The organism is Streptomyces sp. NRRL F-5135, assembly GCF_000719775.1.
GTDB lineage: Bacteria > Actinomycetota > Actinomycetes > Streptomycetales > Streptomycetaceae > Streptomyces > Streptomyces hebeiensis.
On the sequence record NZ_JOHR01000019.1, the window covers coordinates 1 to 17,743 of the forward strand.

Sequence of the window (17,743 nt, forward strand, 5' to 3'; positions counted from 1 at the left end):
TGCACCCCGGCGTGAACCCCGGATCCACCAGCAGCTTGAACTTGTCGATCGTGATCACCCACGCGGCCAGCAACCCCGCCGCCCCCGTGACCACCAACAGCAGCGCCAACGCCCGGCTCCCACCGACCGTGTGCACGGCACGTGTCTCCTCCTGGTCCGAGGAGATGTCGTCCACCGTCGCACGTGTCATTTCGCCGTTCCATCCATCGCTGGGAGGCCGGTAGGGGCACGGCCATTCTGCCGCACACGCCCCCATGACCACCGTTCACCGTGCATAAGTGGCCATCGGCGAGTACGTGGCGGGCGGCGGGCGCGCGGGACACCGGGCGGGGCGCCCCATGGGTGAGGGCCCGGACGGTCGACCGACGACCGTCCGGGCCCTCACACGTGGGGGAATCGCTCAGCCGAGCCGGCGGATCAGCTCCGGGACGAGGGCGTCGAGCGCCACCGCCTCCTGCTCGCCGCTCTCCATGTCCTTGAGCTGGGCCACGCCCTCGGCGAGATCACGCTCGCCCGCGACGATCGAGTAGCGCGCGCCCGAGCGGTTGGCGGACTTCATCGCGCCCTTGAGGCCCCGGCCGCCGAAGGCGAAGTCCGTGGCGACTCCCGCCCTGCGCAATTCGGTGACCACCGCGAACAGCCGCCTGCGCGCCTCCTCGCCGAGCGGCACCGCGTACACGCTGGTGGCGGACGGGATGTCGAGTTCGATGCCCTCGGCCTGGAGCGCCAGGACCGTACGGTCCACTCCGAGCGCCCAGCCGACCGACGGCAGGGCCGGGCCGCCGATCATCTCGGACAGCCCGTCGTAGCGTCCGCCGCCGCCCACCGCGGACTGCGAGCCGAGGCCGTCGTGGACGAACTCGAAGGTCGTGCGCGTGTAGTAGTCGAGTCCGCGCACCAGCTTCTCGTCGTCCTCGAACGCCACCCCGGCGGCGCTCAGCAGTTCCCGCACCTCCTCGTGGTACGCCTTGCACGCGTCGCACAGGTAGTCCCGGAACAGCGGTGCGCCGACGAGCTGCTTCTGGACCTCGGCGCGCTTGTCGTCGAGCACCCGCAGCGGGTTGATCTCGATCCGGCGGCGGGTGTCCTCGTCCAGGTCGAGCCCGCGCAGGAAACCCTGGAGCGCCTCCCGGTAGACCGGCCGGCACTCCTGGTCGCCCAGCGAGTTGAGAAGGATACGGAAGTCCGCCAGGCCGAGCGAGCGGTACGCCTGGTCGGCCAGGATGATCAACTCGGCGTCCAGCGCCGGGTCCTCCGCCCCGATGGCCTCGGCGCCGACCTGGGAGAAGTGGCGGTACCGGCCCTTCTGGGGGCGCTCGTAACGGTAGTACGAACCCGAGTACCAGAGCTTGACCGGGAGGTTGCCCGCCTTGTGCAGATTGGCTTCGAGCGCGGCACGCAGCACGGAGGCGGTGCCCTCGGGGCGCAGTGCCAGCCGGTCGCCGCCCTTGGTCTCGAAGGCGTACATCTCCTTGGAGACGATGTCGGTGGACTCGCCGACGCCCCGGGCGAACAGCTCGACGTTCTCGAAGCCGGGGGTCTCGACGTATCCGTAACCGGAGTTGCGCAGGGGCTCTGAGATCGCGTCCCGGACCGCGAGGTAGGTCGCGGAGACGGGCGGGATCAGGTCGTACGTGCCCTTGGGGGCCTGGAAGGCGCTCATGGAGATCGGTGCTTCACATTCCTCGTCGTGGAGCGGCGCTCGGGCCGCTGCCGGCGGCCGCCTCCCGCAGGTACGGGTTGGCGGCGCGCTCCCGGCCGATGGTGGTCTGGGGACCGTGGCCGGAGAGCACCACGGTCGAGTCGTCGAGCGGCAGGCACACCCGGCCCAGTGACTCGAGCAGCTCGGCGTGGTCGCCACCGGGCAGGTCGGTGCGTCCGACGGAGCCGGCGAACAGCAGATCGCCCGAGAAGAGGACCGGCGGGATATCGGCTCCGCCGGTGGCCTCGGGCAGTCCGAAGGTCACCGACCCCTTGGTATGGCCGGGCGCGTGCGCGACGGTGAACTCCAGCCCCGCGAGGGCGAGTCGGGCGCCGTCGGTCAGCTCCTTGACGTCGTCCGGCTCCCCCACGGTCAGCTCGCCCATCAGCGGCATCCCGATGGAGCGGCCGAGGGCCTTCTCCGGGTCGCTCATCATGTAGCGGTCCTCCGGATGGATCCAGGCCGGTACGTCATGGGCTCCGCACACCGGTACCACCGAGGCGACATGGTCGATGTGGCCATGGGTGAGGACGACGGCGACGGGCTTGAGCCGATGCTTCCCGACCGCGTCCGCGACGCCCTGGGCGGCCTGGTGGCCCGGGTCGATGATCACGCACTCCTCACCCGCGGCCGGGGCGACCAGGTAACAATTGGTCCCCCAGGCCCCGGCGGGGAACCCGGCAATGAGCACGATCGTCCTTTATGTGTCGTCCGTCGGGGAACGCATCGCCCGTAGGGGGAATGCGGCAGATCAGAGCCTACCGGCGCTCCTCAATCCACAGCGAACCCATATAGCGTACGGGCCTGGGTCCTGTCCGGTCGATCTTCGCGGGCCCACGAAGACCGGCCGGACAGGACCCGGTCAGGCCGAAGGCTCACAGCGACGAGGAGAAGACCCGGTGGTCAACAGCGATCAGAGGCGGCGGCAGCTCGCGCGGGAGAAGTTCGAGCGGCAGCAGCGGCGCAGGGCGGAGGCCCGGGGCAAGGCGAAACGGCGCAATGTGATCATCGCGTCCACGCTGGCCGTGGTGGTGGCCGCCGGCGTCGGTGCGTACGCCACCGGTCTGACCGACGGCGCCAAGAAGAAGGACGACAAGGCGGCGGAGGCCGCGGCCCCGCCCTCGCCGTCGGCGAGCGAGAGCACCACCCCGGAGCCGAAGATGGCGATCGACGCCTCGGCGAAGTACACGATGCTCCTCAAGACCGATCAGGGCGACATCCCGGTCGCGATGGACGCGAAGAAGACGCCGCACACGGTGAACTCGTTCAAGTCACTCGCGGACAAGGGCTTCTTCGACAAGACGAAGTGCCACCGACTGACCACGCAGGGTATCCACGTCCTCCAGTGCGGTGACCCGAAGGGCGACGGCACCGGCGGGCCGGGCTACACGATCGAGGACGAGAATCTTCAGAGCCTGGGCAAGGCCGCCGCGGACGGCCTCGTCACGTACAAGGCGGGCACGGTCGCCATGGCGAACACCGGCCAGCCGCACACCGGCGGCAGCCAGTTCTTCCTGGTCTACAAGGACTCCAAACTCCCGCCCGCCTACACCCCGTTCGGGACCATGGACGACGAGGGCCTGAAGGCCGTCGAGACCGTGGCGAAGGCCGGAGTGGAGGGCGGCGGGGGCGACGGCCCGCCCAAGACGGCCGTCACGGTCGAGAAAGCGACGGTCGACAAGGTGTGACCTTGCGAATTTCGGCCGCGCTGAGTGCGGACAGCCGGGCGGCCGGTCGCCTAGATTGGCGTTGTGCGGGGCGGGCGAGGCCCGCCCTTGGAAACTGTGGACGATGCCCGGGGAGCCCATCCCCTCATGGGCATCAGGTGGAGGAGGCGCTGTGAGCAGCGACCCGTGGGGCCGTGTCGACGACACAGGCACCGTGTACGTGCGGACGGCCGAGGGCGAGCAGGTCGTCGGATCGTGGCAGGCCGGCTCTCCGGAAGAGGCTCTGGCCTATTTCGAGCGCAAGTACGAGGGCCTGGTCGTCGAGATCGACCTCCTCGAACGGCGGGTGAGGACCACCGACCTGTCCGCGAAGGATGCGATGGCCGCCATCGACCATCTGCGGACACAGGTCGACGAGCACCACGCCGTGGGAGACCTGGACGCGCTGCGCGCGCGGCTCGACTCCCTGGTGGCGACCGTCGAATCGCGTCGTGAGGAGCGCAAGGCGCAGCGCGCCAAGCAGGCCGACGAGGCGCGCCGGGCCAAGGAGGCGCTGGTCACCGAGGCCGAGGAGCTGGCGCGGAGCGACCAGTGGCGGGCGGCGGGCGAGCGGCTGCGGGCCCTGGTGGACACCTGGAAGGGCCTGCCGAGGCTCGACCGGAAGTCGGACGACGAACTGTGGCACCGCTTCTCGCACGCCCGCTCGGCGTTCTCGAAGCGGCGCAAGGCGCACTTCGCGGCGCTGGACGCGCAGCGCGAGGAGGCCCGTAAGACCAAGGAGAAGCTGGTCGCGGAGGCCGAGGCGCTGTCCGGTTCCACGGACTGGGGGGCGACGGCCGCCCGGTACCGCGAGCTGATGGCGGACTGGAAGGCGGCGGGCCGCGCCCAGCGCGAGGCGGAGGACGACCTGTGGAACCGCTTCCGCGGCGCCCAGGACGTCTTCTTCGCGGCGCGCGGCGAGGTCTTCGCCGAGCGGGACGCCGAGCAGGCCGAGAACCTGAAGCTGAAGGAGGAGCTGGCGGTCGAGGCCGAGCGGCTGCTCCCGGTCACGGACCTCAAGGCGGCCAGGGCGGCCTTCCGGTCCCTGAACGAGCGCTGGGAGGCCATCGGGCACGTGCCCCGGGACGCGCGGCCCAAGGTCGAGGGCCGGATGCACGCGGTGGAGCGGGCGCTGCAGGAGTCCGAGGAGAACGAGTGGCGCCGGACGAACCCGGAGGCGCGGGCGCGCGCCGAGGGTCTGACGGGCCAGCTCCAGGCGGCCGTGGACAAGCTGCGCGGCCAGATCGACGCGGCGCGCGCGGCGGGCAACAACGCCAGGGCGGACAAGCTCGCCAAGGAGCTGGAGGGTCGCCAGGCGCTGCTGGACCAGGCGCTGAAGGGCCTCCAGGAGTTCGGCGGCTAGTGCCCCCCAGGCCCCGGCCCCGACCGGCCCGTGAGGCGCGACGAGAGGGGTTCCCCGTACGTTGAGGTACGGGGAACCCCTCTCGTCGTCCGTTACGGCCTGCGCGCCGAGGTGACCCGGTAGACGTCGTAGACGCCCTCCACGCCCCGTACCGCCTTCAGCACGTGCCCCAGGTGCTTCGGGTCGCCCATCTCGAAGGTGAACCGCGAGGTGGCGACCCGGTCCCGGGAGGTCTGGACGGCCGCGGACAGGATGTTCACGTGCTGGTCGGAGAGCACCCGGGTGACGTCCGACAGCAGCCGGGACCGGTCCAGCGCCTCGACCTGGATGGCGACCAGGAAGACCGACGACTGGGTCGGCGCCCACTCGACCTCCAGGATCCGCTCGGGCTGCTGGGACAGCGAGTCCACGTTGACGCAGTCCGCGCGGTGCACGGAGACGCCGCTGCCCCGGGTGACGAAGCCGATGATGGGGTCGCCCGGGACCGGCGTACAGCAGCGGGCCAGCTTCACCCAGACGTCGTCGACGCCCTTGACGACCACCCCGGGGTCGGCGTTCGAGCGGCGCTTGCTCCGGCCGCGCGAGGGCGGGGCGCTCTCGGCGATGTCCTCGTTGGCGGCCTCCTCGCCGCCGAGCGCCTGCACCAGCTTCTGGACGACGCCCTGGGCGGCCACATGGCCCTCGCCGATGGCCGCGTACAGGGACGAGATGTCGGGATAGCGCATCTCGTGCGCGAGCGTGACCAGCGAGTCCCCGGTGAGGATGCGCTGGATCGGCAGGTTCTGCTTGCGCATGGCGCGCGCTATGGCGTCCTTGCCCTGTTCGATCGCCTCGTCGCGGCGTTCCTTGGAGAACCAGGCGCGGATCTTGTTCCTGGCCCGGGGCGACTTGACGAAGCCCAGCCAGTCACGCGAGGGGCCGGCCCCGGACGCCTTGGAGGTGAAGACCTCCACGAGATCGCCGTTGTCGAGCGTCGATTCGAGCGGGACGAGCCGCCCGTTGACGCGCGCTCCTATCGTGCGGTGGCCGACCTCCGTGTGCACGGCGTACGCGAAGTCGACGGGGGTGGCTCCGGCGGGCAGCGCTATCACGTCGCCCTTGGGCGTGAAGACGAAGACCTCGTTTCGGGAGAGGTCGAAGCGCAGCGACTCCAGGAACTCGCCGGGGTCCTCGGTCTCCTTCTGCCAGTCCAGCAGCTGGCGCAGCCACGCCATGTCGTTGACGGTGTCCTGGCCCGCGCCCCTGCCCGCGTGCCGGGGCACGTCGGTGCGGACCTTGGAGGCGCCCGCGACGGCCTCCTGCTTGTACTTCCAGTGCGCGGCGATCCCGTACTCGGCGCGGCGGTGCATGTCGAAGGTGCGGATCTGGAGCTCGACCGGCTTGCCGTTGGGCCCGATGACCGTCGTGTGCAGCGACTGGTACATGTTGAACTTGGGCATCGCGATGTAGTCCTTGAACCGTCCGGGGACCGGATTCCACCGGGCGTGGACGGTGCCGAGCGCCGCGTAGCAGTCACGGACGGTGTCGACCAGGACGCGGATGCCCACCAGGTCGTAGATCTCCGCGAAGTCCCGGCCGCGGACGATCATCTTCTGGTACACGCTGTAGTAGTGCTTGGGCCGGCCGGTGACGGTGGCCTTGATGCGGGCGGCGCGCAGGTCCGACTGGACCTCGTCGGTCACTATGGCCAGGTACTCGTCCCGCTTGGGGGCGCGCTCCGCGACGAGCCGGACGATCTCGTCGTACATCTTCGGGTAGAGGATCGCGAACGCGAGGTCCTCCAGTTCCCACTTGATGGTGTTCATGCCCAGCCGGTGGGCCAGCGGAGCGTAGATCTCCAGGGTCTCGCGGGCCTTCTTCTCCTGCTTCTCCCGTTTGAGGTAGCGCATCGTGCGCATGTTGTGCAGACGGTCCGCGAGCTTGATGACCAGGACGCGCGGGTCCTTGGCCATGGCGACGACCATCTTGCGCACGGTCTCGGCCTGCGCGGCCTCGCCGAACTTGACCTTGTCCAGCTTGGTGACGCCGTCCACCAGGAGCGCCACCTGGTCGCCGAAGTCGCGGCGGAGCGTGTCGAGGCCGTACTCGGTGTCCTCGACCGTGTCGTGCAGCAGGCCCGCCATCAGGGTGGCCGGGTCCATGCCCAGCTCGGCGAGGATGGTCGTGACCGCGAGGGGGTGGGTGATGTACGGGTCGCCGCTCTTGCGCTTCTGGCCGCGGTGCCAGCGCTCGGCGACCTGGTAGGCGCGCTCGATCTGGCGCAGCGTCGCGGTCTCGATCTTGGGGTCGTTGCCGCGCACGGTCCGCAGCAGGGGCTCCAGGACCGGGTTGTACGGCGACGAGCGCTGTACCCCGAGCCGGGCGAGGCGGGCCCGTACACGGTTGGAGGAGCCGCCGGAGCGGGGCGCGGCCGTGGGGCCCGGCTTGGGGGCGGTGACGGGGGTCGCGGGGCGCTCCGGGGCCGGGCGTCGCTCGGCGGGCGCCGAGGCCCGGCGGTCGGGCGGCGCGGGCTTCCCGGCGGGGCTCTGGACGGGGCGCGCGTCGGAGGTGCCTGCCGGAGCGTGCGCGGTCGTGCGCGCGGCCGTCCCGTCCGCCGGGGCGGACGTGTCCCCGGCCGCGGCGGCTGCGGCCCGCGGCTGGTCCTGGCGGGGCTCGGACGGCACGGCGGCCACTGGCTGGACCTCGTCTGGCAAGAGCGCTCCTCGTAGCGGATCCAGGGCCCGGGTCGGGCCCGGGGAAGTTCCATGGTACTGACCTCAGGGGTCCGGTTCTCCCGGGGGCGGAATCGGACCGGGGTCCCACAACGCGGGACGGGCACCCGGTTGTTCCCGGGTGCCCGTCCGTCGTGTGCGCGCCGCGCGTATCGACCACGCGTGGCTTCCGCCCGCGCTCAGAGCGTGATCAGGGCCTCCAGCGGCGCCCCGTGCAGGGCGGGCTCCAGTCGCTCCCGTCCCTTCAGGAACGCGAGCTCCATCAGGACGGCGACGCCGACGACGTCGGCGCCCGCCCGCCGGACCAGCTCCAGCGACGCCTCGGCGGTGCCACCGGTGGCGAGCACGTCGTCGATGACGAGGACGCGGTCTCCCGCCTCCAGGTCCTCGGCGTGCACCTCGATCTCGGCGGTGCCGTACTCCAGCTCGTACGCCTGTGCCAGGGTCGCGCCGGGGAGCTTGCCCGCCTTGCGTACGGGGATGAACCCGACGCCCGCGCGGACCGCCACCGGCGCGGCGAGGATGAAGCCGCGCGCCTCCAGGCCGATGATCTTCGTCGCCCCGTGCCGTACGCACGTCTCGGCCAGCGCCTCCGTCAGCGCGGTGAACGCCTTCGGGTCGGCCAGCAGCGGGGTGATGTCCTTGAACACCACTCCGGGCTTGGGGTAGTCGGCAACGTCACGGATGCGGCTGAGCAGCAGCTCCCGCGTGCTCTGGTCGGTCATCGGCGCCTGCCCGTGGACCGGCCGCGTCCACCGCGGCCACGCTGGCCCGCCACGGCGGGTGCCGCGTCCTGCGGGTCGTCCTCGTCGCTGCCCACGGCCGCACCGGGCGCGCCTGCGTCCGCGCCCGCCTCGGCGGGCTCGCCCTTGGCGGCGGAGGCCTCCCGCTTGGCGAGCACCCGCTTGCGCAGCGCCCGCATCTTCGGGTCGCGCTCCTTGAAGTCGGCGACCAGCGGGGTGGCGATGAAGATCGAGGAGTACGCGCCCGCCGCGAGGCCGACGAAGAGCGACAGCGAGATGTCGTTCAGCATGCCGGCGCCGAGGACGCCACCGCCGATGAACAGCAGTCCCGCCACCGGCAGCAGCGCGACCACGGTGGTGTTGATGGACCGCACCAGCGTGCTGTTGATCGACCGGTTGGCGATCTCGCCATAGGTCCAGCGGGTCTGCTTGGTGATGTCCTTCGTGCCTTCCTTGAGGCTGTCGAAGACCACCACCGTGTCGTACAGGGAGTAACCGAGGATGGTCAGCAGACCGATCACCGTGCCCGGGGTGACCTCGAATCCCACCAGCGCGTACACACCGACGGTGATCGTGAGGTCGTGGATCAGGGCGATCAGGGCCGCGAGGGCCATCCGCCATTCGAAGGCGATCGCGAGGTAGATCACCACCAGGATCATGAAGATCCCGAGGCCGGTCCACGCCTTGTTGGCGATGGTCTCGCCCCAGTTCGGCCCGACGAGGTCGGCGTTGATCTTCGTCTCGTCGACCTTCAGGCTGTCGGCCAGCTGGCTCTTCACGGCGTTGGCCTGCTGGGTGTCCAGCTCGGTGACCTGGATCCGCAGTCCGCCGCTGCCGAGCTTCTGGACGATCGCGGGGTGCCCCGACGCCTTCTGGGTGATCTCCTGGGCCTGGGTCACCGTGGCGCTCGTGCTCGGGGTGGTGAAGACGGCGCCGCCCTGGAACTCAATGCCCAGGTGCAGGCCGCGCACCGCCAGGCCGACGATGGCCGTGATGGTGATCAGGATCGAGATCCCGTACCAGATCTTGCGCTTCCCGACGAAGTCGTAGCCGACTTCGCCGCGGTAGAGCCGGGCGCCGAGTACGCCGAGTCTCGACATCTCACGCCTCCTTCGGGTCGATGGGGGCGCTGATACGGCGGGAGCGGCGCAGCGGCGGCTGGACGCCGAGCCTCTTCGGGTCCAGTCCGGACCAGGAGTGGCCACCGGCGAAGAACTTCTTCCGGGCGAGGAGCGTCATCACCGGCTTGGTGAAGAAGAACACCACGACCACGTCGAGCAGGGTGGTCAGACCGAGGGTGAAGGCGAAGCCCTGGACCTTTCCGACGGTCACCAGGAACAGCACCGCGGCGGCGAGGAACGACACGAAGTCGGAGACCAGGATCGTGCGCCGGGCGCGCGGCCAGGCCCGCTCGACCGCGGGCCGGAGCGTACGGCCCTCCCGGATCTCGTCGCGGATCCGTTCGAAGTAGACGATGAACGAGTCCGCGGTGATACCGATGGCGACGATCGCACCGCAGACCGCGGGCAGGTTCAGCGCGAACCCGATGGCGGGGCCGAGCAGCGCCATGATCGTGTACGTCAGGATCCCGGAGGCGATGAGGCTGACGATCGCGATCGCGGCGAGGCCCCGGTAGTAGGCCACCAGGTAGACGATCACCAGGGCGAGGCCGATCGCACCGGCGATCAGGCCCGCCTCCAGCTGCTCACCGCCCAGCGCGGGCGTGACCGTCGTGACGCTCTGCTCCTGGAAGCTGAGCGGCAGCGCGCCGTAGGAGAGGATGTTTCCCAGGTCCTGGGCGGACTGCTGGTCGAAGCTGCCGGAGATCTCGGCGCTGCCGCCGAGCCGCTGGCTCACCGAGGGCGCCGAGACCACGTTGCCGTCGAGCACGATGGCGAACTGGTTCATGGGCGGCTGCTGCTGCGAGAGCTTGCCGGTGATCGACTGGAACTTCTTCGTGCCGGCACCGGTGAAGTCCATCGTGACGATCCACATGCCACGCTGCTGGTCGAAGACGCCCTGGGCGTCGTCGACGTCCGTGCCCTCGACCTCGGCGGGACCGAGGATGTACTTCTCCCACTGGCCCTGGGTGTTCTTGCCGCAGGCCACGATCGTGTCCTTGGGCGTGGTCCCCTGGTTGGCCTTGGTACGGGCGGCCTGCGTCGTGCAGTCCAGCTCCTCGAACTTCTTCTGGAGGGCCGCGGTCCCCGGGTCGGCGGACGGCGCCGGGCTCGGCGAGTCCTTCGGGGAATCCTTGCCGTCGGAACCCTTGTCCGAGCCGCCGGAGTCGGAGGAAGCTCCGGGAGAGGGAGTCTCGTCCGCCGTGAGGGCGCCGGTGACGGCCCGGCCCTGGGCGGTGGCGTCGGCGGAGGGCTTGGCCGGGTCGGACGGCTTGTCGGCCGTCTCCCCGGCCTTGTCGCCCTTGTCCGCCGCGTCACCCTTGTCCGCCGAGGCTCCCGGCGAAGGGCTCCCGGAGGGCTTCGGGGCGGTCGGGGTGCCGGCCTGGTAGGTCAGCACGGGCCGGAAGAACAGCTGGGCGGTCGTACCGACCTGCTCCCGGGCCTGCTTCTCGTTGGTGCCCCGGGGGATGTTGACGATGATGTTCTTCTCGCCCTGGGTCTGGACCTCGGCCTCGGAGACGCCAAGACCGTTGACACGGCGCTCGATGATGCTGACCGCCGTGTCCATGTTGGTCTTGTTGATGGCGTTCGGCTTGCCCGGCGTGTTCTTCGCCTCGAGCGTGATGCTCGTGCCGCCGGCCAGGTCGATCCCCAGCCGCGGAGTGACATGACCGGACCAGAACATCCCGCCGGTGAGGGCGACCATGGCGATCAGGAAGAACACCAGGGTGCGCCCCGGCCTCCCTGGCGAGCCCGCCGGCTTTCTGCCCTTGCCCTTGTTGGGTGCTGCCACCTTCTCGATTCTCCCTGTCCAACCGCCCCGGTCCGGGTGTGTGCCGGAGCGGCCACGAAGTGTAGTGGGGGCCTGCCCCCGCAGGATTCCGCCCGGGCCGTGGGCGGCGGTGGCCGCCCGGCCGGCCGGCCGCCGTGGACGTGGCTACTTCGCGTCGGTGTCGCCGTCGCCCTTGCCGTCCTTGGGCTCGGGCTTCGCGTCCTTCACGTCCCGGGCCGCGTCGCCGTCGGCCTCGGCGCCCTTCACCAGGTCGATCTTGGTGCCATCCGTCGTGTCCTCGGCGTCCTTGGCGTCCTTCTCCGGCTTCTCGGCGGCCTCGGCCGTGGTGTCCTCCGAGACGGTGGCGTCGGCGTCGGTCAGCGAGGAGGCGTCGTCCGGGACGACGACGGAGGTGTCGTCACCGATCGGGTCGTCGCCGTGCACGATGCGGTTGTACTCGTCGTCCTCCAGCACCGCCCCGATCGCGTTCTTCGCGTAAATGGCGTGCACGCCGGGAGCGACCTCGAGCAGGACCGTGTCGTGGCGCACCTCCTTGACCGTGGCGTACATGCCCCCGATGGTGCGGACACCGGAACCGGACTGCATCTGGTCACGCATCGCAACAGCTTGCTGCTGCTTCTTCTTGGCGGACCGGGTCATCAGGAGCATCGCTCCGATGAGCAGGATGAAGGGGAAGAGGGCAGCGAGACTCACGGGAGGGTACTTCCTTCGCACGACCGCGCTGTCGAGCGGCCTGGTCTACGGGGGGTGGGCACGCCGACCATGAAGGGCGGCATCGGCGGAGTCTAAGCGAGTCCGCATCGTTGGAACAACGCCCGGCGAGGCGTCGGGGTTCCTGACCCGGGGCGCCCGCGTCGCTGCTCGCGCCCCTCACGCTCCGAACAGGCCCTGTTGCCCGCCCGCGCCGGGCGTCTGCGGCGGGGGTACGAGCCCGAGGTGGGACCAGGCCGCGGGCGTGGCGATCCGGCCGCGCGGCGTGCGCGCCAGCAGTCCCTCCCGTACGAGAAAGGGCTCCGCGACCTCCTCCACCGTCTCCCGCTCCTCCCCCACGGCCACCGCCAGGGTGGACAGCCCCACCGGCCCCCCGGCGAAGAGCTTGAGCAGGGCGTGCAGCACCGCCCGGTCGAGCCGGTCCAGACCGCGCGAGTCGACCTCGTACACCTTCAGGGCCATGGCCGCCACCTCACGGGTGATGCGGCCGTCGGCCTTGACCTGGGCGTAGTCACGGACCCGGCGCAGCAGCCGGTTGGCGATGCGGGGCGTGCCCCGGGAGCGGCCGGCGATCTCGGCCGCCCCTTCGGCGTCGATCTCCAGCTCCAGCAGGCGCGCCGAGCGGTGCAGCACGCGCTCCAGTTCGGCGCTCTCGTAGAACTCCATGTGGCCGGTGAAGCCGAAGCGGTCACGCAGCGGGGGCGGCAGCAGTCCGGCCCTGGTCGTGGCCCCGACCAGGGTGAACGGCGGCAGCTCCAGCGGGATGGCGGTGGCGCCGGGTCCCTTGCCGACGATGACGTCGACCCGGAAGTCCTCCATCGCCATGTAGAGCATCTCCTCCGCCGGGCGGGACATCCGGTGGATCTCGTCCAGGAAGAGGACTTCACCCTCCTGGAGGGAGGAGAGGATCGCGGCGAGGTCCCCGGCGTGCTGGATGGCGGGACCCGAGGTGATCCGGATCGGCGCGTTCATCTCGGCCGCGATGATCATGGACAGCGTGGTCTTGCCGAGGCCCGGTGCCCCGGAGAGCAGGACGTGGTCGGCGGTGGCGCCACGGGCCCGGGCCGCCTTCAGGACCAGGTCGAGCTGCTCGCGCACCCGCTCCTGGCCCACGAACTCGCCCAGCGACGTGGGCCGCAGCGCCGCCTCGACCGCCTGGTCCTCGCCGTCGGCGGACGCGCCGACGAGCCGTTCGGCCGCGTCCGCCCTCGGCGGGGTCGGGGTCTCGCTGCTGGTGTCGTCCGGGTTCACGCAGTTTCACCTCGGGGAGTCGGGCGCGTCGGGGCGCCCGGGAAGTACGGCACGGCGCAGGGCCCGGTCCATGCGTCCCCCGTGTGGCGGGAGCGGACCGGGCGGGGCTCACCGCGTTCTGTTCAGGCTCTGGAGAGCGGCGCGCAGCAGCTGGGGCACGGGCGGCTGCCCCCCGTCGGCGAGGGCGGCCTCGGCCTGCGGGGTGACCTGGGCGACGGCCTCGTCCGCGTCCCGGGCCGCGTAGCCGAGGCCGATGAGGGCGGAGTGCAGCTGCTCGGCCCAGGAGGCGGGGGCGGCGGCGACCGCCCCCTGCCGCGCCCCGCCCGTGCCGACCGGCTCGCCGAGCCGGTCCTTCAGCTCCAGCAGGAGTTTCTGGGCGCCCTTCTTGCCGATGCCGGGGACGGCGGTCAGCGCCTTCTCGTCGCCGGTGGAGACCGCGCGGCGCAGGGCGTCGGGAGTGTGCACGGCGAGCATGGCCTGGGCAAGCCGGGGTCCGACGCCGCTGGCGGTCTGCACCAGTTCGAAGACCTGCCGCTCGTCGTCGTCCGCGAAGCCGTACAGCGTCAGGGAGTCCTCGCGGACCACCAGGGACGTGGCGAGCCGCGCTTCCTGACCGATCCGCAGCTCGGCCAGCGTCGCGGGCGTGCACTGGACGGCCATGCCGACGCCGCCGACCTCGACGACCGCCGTGGTCGGGGCGAGGGCTGCGACCGGGCCGCTGACGAAGGCGATCATCGCGTGACCTTCCGTACGGAGGAGGACGGGGGCGAGGCGGGAAGGCGGGAGGGGCGGGCCGCGGACTGTGCCTGCCGCAGGCGGTTCAGGGCGGGCGCGCGCCAGATGTGACAGATGGCGAGCGCGAGGGCGTCCGCGGCGTCGGCCGGTTTGGGCGGCGCGGCCAGCCGGAGCAGCCTGGTCACCATCGCGCCGACCTGTGCCTTGTCCGCCCGGCCACTGCCAGTGACGGCGGCCTTGACCTCGCTGGGGGTGTGCAGGGCGACGGGGATGCCGCGCCGGGAGGCGCAGAGCACGGCGACGGCGCTGGCCTGCGCGGTGCCCATGACCGTACGGACATTGTGCTGGGCGAACACCCGCTCCACCGCGACGAGTTCGGGCCGGTGCTCGTCCAGCCAGTGCGTTATGCCCTGCTCGATGGCGACCAGCCGGTCGCCGATCTCCGCGTCCGAGGGCGTACGGACCACGCCGACGCCGAGCATCGTCAACGGGCGGCCCGCCGTGCCCTCCACGACACCCACACCGCACCGGGTCAGCCCGGGGTCGACTCCCAGCACCCGCATCGCGCCCCCACTCTTTCGATCACTCGTTCCACCCTCGGGTGAAAACCCTGATCAGCACAGTAGCGGTCGCCACTGACAACGGGCGGGCCGACATCGTCGGGGCGGTGCGGGACGGCGGCCGGGCGCCGAACCGGCCGACGGGTGACCGGGCCCGTCGGCCCGTCAGGTGCGGGCGGTCAGGTGAGGCGGGTCCGGGTGAGGCCGCGTCACTCAGGCGTCGACCTTCTCCATCACGTCGTCCGAGACGTCGAAGTTGGCGAAGACGTTCTGCACGTCGTCGCTGTCCTCCAGGGCGTCGATCAGCTTGAAGATCTTGCGGGCGCCCTCCTCGTCCAGCTCGACCTGCATGGTCGGCACGAAGTTGGCGTCGGCCGAGTCGTAGTCGATGCCGGCCTCCTGGAGCGCGGTACGGACCGCGACCAGGTCGGTGGCCTCACTGAGCACCTCGAAGGTGTCGCCGAGGTCGTTGACCTCCTCGGCGCCCGCGTCCAGCACCGCGCCCAGCACGTCGTCCTCGCTCAGCCCGCCCTTGGGGACGATCACGACGCCCTTGCGGTTGAAGAGGTAGGAGACGGAGCCCGGGTCGGCCATCGAGCCGCCGTTACGGGTCATCGCGACGCGGACGTCGGACGCCGCCCGGTTGCGGTTGTCGGTGAGGCACTCGATGAGCACCGCCACCCCGTTCGGGCCGTAGCCCTCGTACATGATCGTCTCGTAGTCGGCGCCACCGGCCTCCAGGCCGGCGCCGCGCTTGACCGCCGAGTCGATGTTCTTGTTGGGCACCGAGCTCTTCTTCGCCTTCTGGATGGCATCGAAGAGGGTCGGGTTGCCGTCGGGGTCGGCGCCGCCGGTGCGCGACGCGACCTCGATGTTCTTGATCAGCTTCGCGAAGAGCTTGCCGCGCTTGGCATCGATCACGGCCTTCTTGTGCTTCGTCGTAGCCCATTTAGAGTGGCCGGACATCTGCCTGTCTCCTTCGCGTAACCGGTTCTGCTCCTTCGGCAGCGATCCTACCGGGCTCGGCTCACCCCGAGTCGCGCACCATCTCGCCGAAGAGACGGTGCAGCCGGTGGTCGCCGGTGAGTTCCGGGTGGAACGACGTGGCCAGCGCGTTTCCCTGACGTACGGCCACGACGTGGCCGCCGTGCTCGGCCAGCACCTCGACCTCGGCGCCCACCGACTCCACCCAGGGCGCCCGGATGAAGACGCCGTCCACGGGCCCTCCGTCGACGCCCGCGACCGCCACCGCCGCCTCGAACGACTCGTTCTGCCTGCCGAAGGCGTTCCGGCGGACGATCATGTCGATCCCGCCGATCGTCTCCTGCCCCGAGCGGGGATCGAGGATCTTGTCGGCCAGCATGATCATCCCGGCGCAGGTGCCGTACACCGGCAGCCCGTCCCGTACCCGGGCGCGCAGCGGCTCCAGCAGCCCGAAGAGCGCGGCGAGCTTGGACATGGTGGTGGACTCGCCGCCGGGGATCACCAGCCCGGCCACGGAGTCGAGTTCCTCGGGGCGGCGTACGGTCCTGGCCTCGGCGCCCGTGGCGGCCAGGGCGGCGAGGTGTTCGCGTACGTCGCCCTGGAGGGCCAGGACCCCGATCACGGGAGCCCGCGTTCCGGAGGTGGTGGGCATCGGCGGTTACCAGCCCCGGTTCGCGTAGCGCTCGTTCTCGGGGAGCGTGTCGCAGTTGATGCCGACCATGGCCTCTCCCAGGTCCCGGGACGCGTCCGCGATGATCTTCGGGTCGTCGTGGAAGGTGGTCGCCTTCACGATCGCGGCGGCGCGCTTGGCCGGGTCGCCGGACTTGAAGATGCCGGAGCCGACGAAGACGCCCTCGGCGCCGAGCTGACGCATCAGCGCGGCGTCGGCGGGGGTGGCCACACCACCGGCGGAGAACAGCACCACGGGCAGCTTGCCGAGTTCGGCGACCTCCTTGACCAGCTCGTACGGGGCCCGCAGCTCCTTGGCCGCCGCGTACAGCTCGTTGTTGTCGCAGCCGCGCAGCTTGGCGATCCCGCCCTTGATCTGCCGCAGGTGCCGGACGGCCTCCACGACGTTGCCCGTGCCGGCCTCGCCCTTGGAACGGATCATGGCCGCGCCCTCGGCGATCCGGCGCAGCGCCTCGCCCAGGTTGGTGGCGCCGCAGACGAACGGCGTGGTGAAGGCCCACTTGTCGGAGTGGTTGACCTCGTCGGCCGGGGTGAGCACCTCGGACTCGTCGATGTAGTCCACGCCGAGGGACTGCAGGACCTGGGCCTCCACGAAGTGGCCGATCCGGGACTTGGCCATGACGGGGATCGAGACGGCGCCGATGATGGACTCGATCATGTCCGGGTCGGACATCCGGGCGACGCCGCCGTCCTTACGGATGTCGGCGGGCACCCGCTCCAGCGCCATCACGGCGACCGCGCCGGCGTCCTCGGCGATCCTGGCCTGCTCCGGGGTGACGACGTCCATGATCACACCGCCCTTGAGCTGCTCCGCCATGCCGCGCTTGACGCGTGCGGTGCCGGTCTCGGGGGTCTGGGGGGTGGTGGGGAGCGTGCTGGACACGGAAGTGACCTCTCAAGGGGCTGAAAGCGGAGAACTGCCACCGAAAGGAGACGCCGCGGACACCACCCGGGACAAGGGCCAATGAACAGCCGGTGGATCGTTCCCGTCGGTCAGGCGCTGCCCGGACGGTCCGCCAGGGCGGCGGGTGGCTCGTCGTCCATCTCGAACGCCAGCGGAAACGCGGCATGGCCCGCCAGCCGGAACCAGCGGACCGTACGGTGCCGCCGCAGGGCGCGGGCGGCGCGCACGGTGTCGTTGTGGAACCGCCGGGCCATCGGCACCCGGCGCACGGCCGCGGCCAGCTCCCCGGCGGCCTCCTCGCCGCCCGGCGCCGCCCGTACGGCCTCCACCTGCGCCGCCTCCCCGAACACGGCGCGCAGCGCCTGGCTCAGCTCGCTCTCCGCGACCTCGCGCTGCTCCTCCTCGGCCTGCCGGGCGGCGTGCGCGGCCTGGTACAGCACGATCGACGCGGCGGGATCGAGCACCCCCGAGGTCGCCAGCTCCTGCGCGACCGACGCCCGCCGCAGGAGCTGCGCGTCGAGCGCCGCGCGAGCGGCGTCGATACGCGTGTGCAGACGATCGAGACGGCCGGCGGTCCAGCTGAGGTAGAGCCCGATCGCGACGACGGCGACGACGATCCAGATGAGGGTTTCGATCACGCGGCCCAACGTTACCGGTCGCCCTCGCGGCGGGCCGTGGGGTGCGCGGGCGCCCGGTGGGGGGTGCCGGGGGCCGGCGGACGGCTACAGCTGTGCGGTCTCCGGGACCACCGGCAGACACCTCCAGGCCCC

At 71.2% G+C, this 17,743-nt stretch carries 16 protein-coding genes and 1 pseudogene; 2 read left to right on the top strand and 15 right to left on the bottom strand.

Going from position 1 to position 17,743, the window contains the following annotated elements; all coding sequences use genetic code 11:
• The 3 genes and pseudogenes from IG02_RS0128545 to IG02_RS0128555 all read right to left on the bottom strand — a co-directional run.
• Positions 1-190: pseudogene (locus tag IG02_RS0128545) on the bottom strand (hypothetical protein); the annotation flags it as partial.
• A gap of 210 nt (positions 191-400) precedes the next feature.
• Positions 401-1,663 (bottom strand): histidine--tRNA ligase, encoded by a 1,263-nt coding sequence (gene hisS, locus IG02_RS0128550; RefSeq protein ID WP_030754250.1) that lies wholly within the window; start codon positions 1,661-1,663, stop codon positions 401-403.
• A 13-nt stretch (positions 1,664-1,676) separates the two neighbouring features.
• Positions 1,677-2,393 carry an MBL fold metallo-hydrolase gene (locus tag IG02_RS0128555; protein WP_030754252.1) on the bottom strand — a complete coding sequence of 239 codons (717 nt, stop codon included), beginning with the start codon at positions 2,391-2,393 and terminating at the stop codon, positions 1,677-1,679.
• A gap of 208 nt (positions 2,394-2,601) precedes the next feature.
• On the opposite strand from IG02_RS0128555, the gene IG02_RS0128560 reads away from it, so the two are divergent.
• Both IG02_RS0128560 and IG02_RS0128565 read left to right on the top strand, forming a co-directional pair.
• The gene (locus tag IG02_RS0128560) at positions 2,602-3,390 is read left to right on the top strand and encodes a peptidylprolyl isomerase (RefSeq protein WP_030754254.1); all 789 of its coding nucleotides are present in this window, start codon (positions 2,602-2,604) and stop codon (positions 3,388-3,390) included.
• A gap of 151 nt (positions 3,391-3,541) precedes the next feature.
• Positions 3,542-4,771 carry a DUF349 domain-containing protein gene (locus tag IG02_RS0128565; protein WP_030754257.1) on the top strand — a complete coding sequence of 410 codons (1,230 nt, stop codon included), beginning with the start codon at positions 3,542-3,544 and terminating at the stop codon, positions 4,769-4,771.
• Positions 4,772-4,863: 92 nt separating this feature from the next.
• On the opposite strand, the gene IG02_RS0128570 is transcribed toward IG02_RS0128565, so the two are convergent.
• The 12 genes from IG02_RS0128570 to IG02_RS0128625 form a co-directional block, all read right to left on the bottom strand.
• Positions 4,864-7,464 carry a RelA/SpoT family protein gene (locus IG02_RS0128570; RefSeq protein WP_030754259.1) on the bottom strand — a complete coding sequence of 867 codons (2,601 nt, stop codon included), beginning with the start codon at positions 7,462-7,464 and terminating at the stop codon, positions 4,864-4,866.
• Between the two features lie 197 nt (positions 7,465-7,661).
• Entirely contained in the window at positions 7,662-8,207 is a 546-nt protein-coding gene (locus tag IG02_RS0128575; protein ID WP_030754262.1) for an adenine phosphoribosyltransferase, read from the bottom strand.
• Positions 8,204-9,325, bottom strand: a complete 1,122-nt coding sequence (secF, locus tag IG02_RS0128580) for a protein translocase subunit SecF (RefSeq protein ID WP_030754265.1) — start codon at positions 9,323-9,325, stop codon at positions 8,204-8,206. Before secF ends, IG02_RS0128575 begins: the two co-directional genes overlap by 4 nt.
• A gap of 1 nt (position 9,326) precedes the next feature.
• On the bottom strand, positions 9,327-11,138 hold the full coding sequence (secD, locus tag IG02_RS0128585; RefSeq protein ID WP_030754268.1) for a protein translocase subunit SecD: 1,812 nt from the start codon (positions 11,136-11,138) through the stop codon (positions 9,327-9,329).
• A 144-nt stretch (positions 11,139-11,282) separates the two neighbouring features.
• Positions 11,283-11,831, bottom strand: coding sequence for a preprotein translocase subunit YajC (gene yajC / locus IG02_RS0128590; protein ID WP_030754270.1), 549 nt, complete (start codon positions 11,829-11,831; stop codon positions 11,283-11,285).
• Positions 11,832-12,008: 177 nt separating this feature from the next.
• Entirely contained in the window at positions 12,009-13,100 is a 1,092-nt protein-coding gene (gene ruvB, locus IG02_RS0128595; RefSeq protein ID WP_030754273.1) for a Holliday junction branch migration DNA helicase RuvB, read from the bottom strand.
• 108 nt (positions 13,101-13,208) lie between these two features.
• Positions 13,209-13,835, bottom strand: a complete 627-nt coding sequence (gene ruvA / locus IG02_RS0128600) for a Holliday junction branch migration protein RuvA (protein WP_030754277.1) — start codon at positions 13,833-13,835, stop codon at positions 13,209-13,211.
• The gene (gene ruvC, locus IG02_RS0128605; RefSeq protein ID WP_030754279.1) at positions 13,832-14,398 is read right to left on the bottom strand and encodes a crossover junction endodeoxyribonuclease RuvC; all 567 of its coding nucleotides are present in this window, start codon (positions 14,396-14,398) and stop codon (positions 13,832-13,834) included. Before ruvC ends, ruvA begins: the two co-directional genes overlap by 4 nt.
• 210 nt (positions 14,399-14,608) lie before the next feature.
• Entirely contained in the window at positions 14,609-15,361 is a 753-nt protein-coding gene (locus IG02_RS0128610) for a YebC/PmpR family DNA-binding transcriptional regulator (RefSeq protein ID WP_030754282.1), read from the bottom strand.
• Between the two features lie 61 nt (positions 15,362-15,422).
• On the bottom strand, positions 15,423-16,031 hold the full coding sequence (pdxT, locus tag IG02_RS0128615; protein WP_030754285.1) for a pyridoxal 5'-phosphate synthase glutaminase subunit PdxT: 609 nt from the start codon (positions 16,029-16,031) through the stop codon (positions 15,423-15,425).
• A 6-nt stretch (positions 16,032-16,037) separates the two neighbouring features.
• Complete coding sequence (gene pdxS, locus IG02_RS0128620) at positions 16,038-16,952, bottom strand: pyridoxal 5'-phosphate synthase lyase subunit PdxS (protein ID WP_030754288.1); 915 nt, start codon at positions 16,950-16,952, stop codon at positions 16,038-16,040.
• Between the two features lie 110 nt (positions 16,953-17,062).
• Positions 17,063-17,611: a membrane protein gene (locus IG02_RS0128625; protein WP_030754290.1), complete on the bottom strand. Its 549-nt coding sequence runs from the start codon at positions 17,609-17,611 to the stop codon at positions 17,063-17,065.
• Between the last annotated feature and the right edge of the window lie 132 nt (positions 17,612-17,743).

What these genes read in the sequence shown, in the direction of transcription:
- ruvA (WP_030754277.1), bottom strand. Translation starts at nt 13,835, where the DNA reads ATGATCGCCTTCGTCAGCGGCCCGGTCGCAGCCCTCGCCCCGACCACG.
- IG02_RS0128610 (WP_030754282.1), bottom strand. Translation starts at nt 15,361, where the DNA reads ATGTCCGGCCACTCTAAATGGGCTACGACGAAGCACAAGAAGGCCGTG.
- hisS (WP_030754250.1), bottom strand. Translation starts at nt 1,663, where the DNA reads ATGAGCGCCTTCCAGGCCCCCAAGGGCACGTACGACCTGATCCCGCCC.
- ruvC (WP_030754279.1), bottom strand. Translation starts at nt 14,398, where the DNA reads ATGCGGGTGCTGGGAGTCGACCCCGGGCTGACCCGGTGCGGTGTGGGT.
- IG02_RS0128575 (WP_030754262.1), bottom strand. Translation starts at nt 8,207, where the DNA reads ATGACCGACCAGAGCACGCGGGAGCTGCTGCTCAGCCGCATCCGTGAC.
- secF (WP_030754265.1), bottom strand. Translation starts at nt 9,325, where the DNA reads ATGTCGAGACTCGGCGTACTCGGCGCCCGGCTCTACCGCGGCGAAGTC.
- pdxT (WP_030754285.1), bottom strand. Translation starts at nt 16,031, where the DNA reads ATGCCCACCACCTCCGGAACGCGGGCTCCCGTGATCGGGGTCCTGGCC.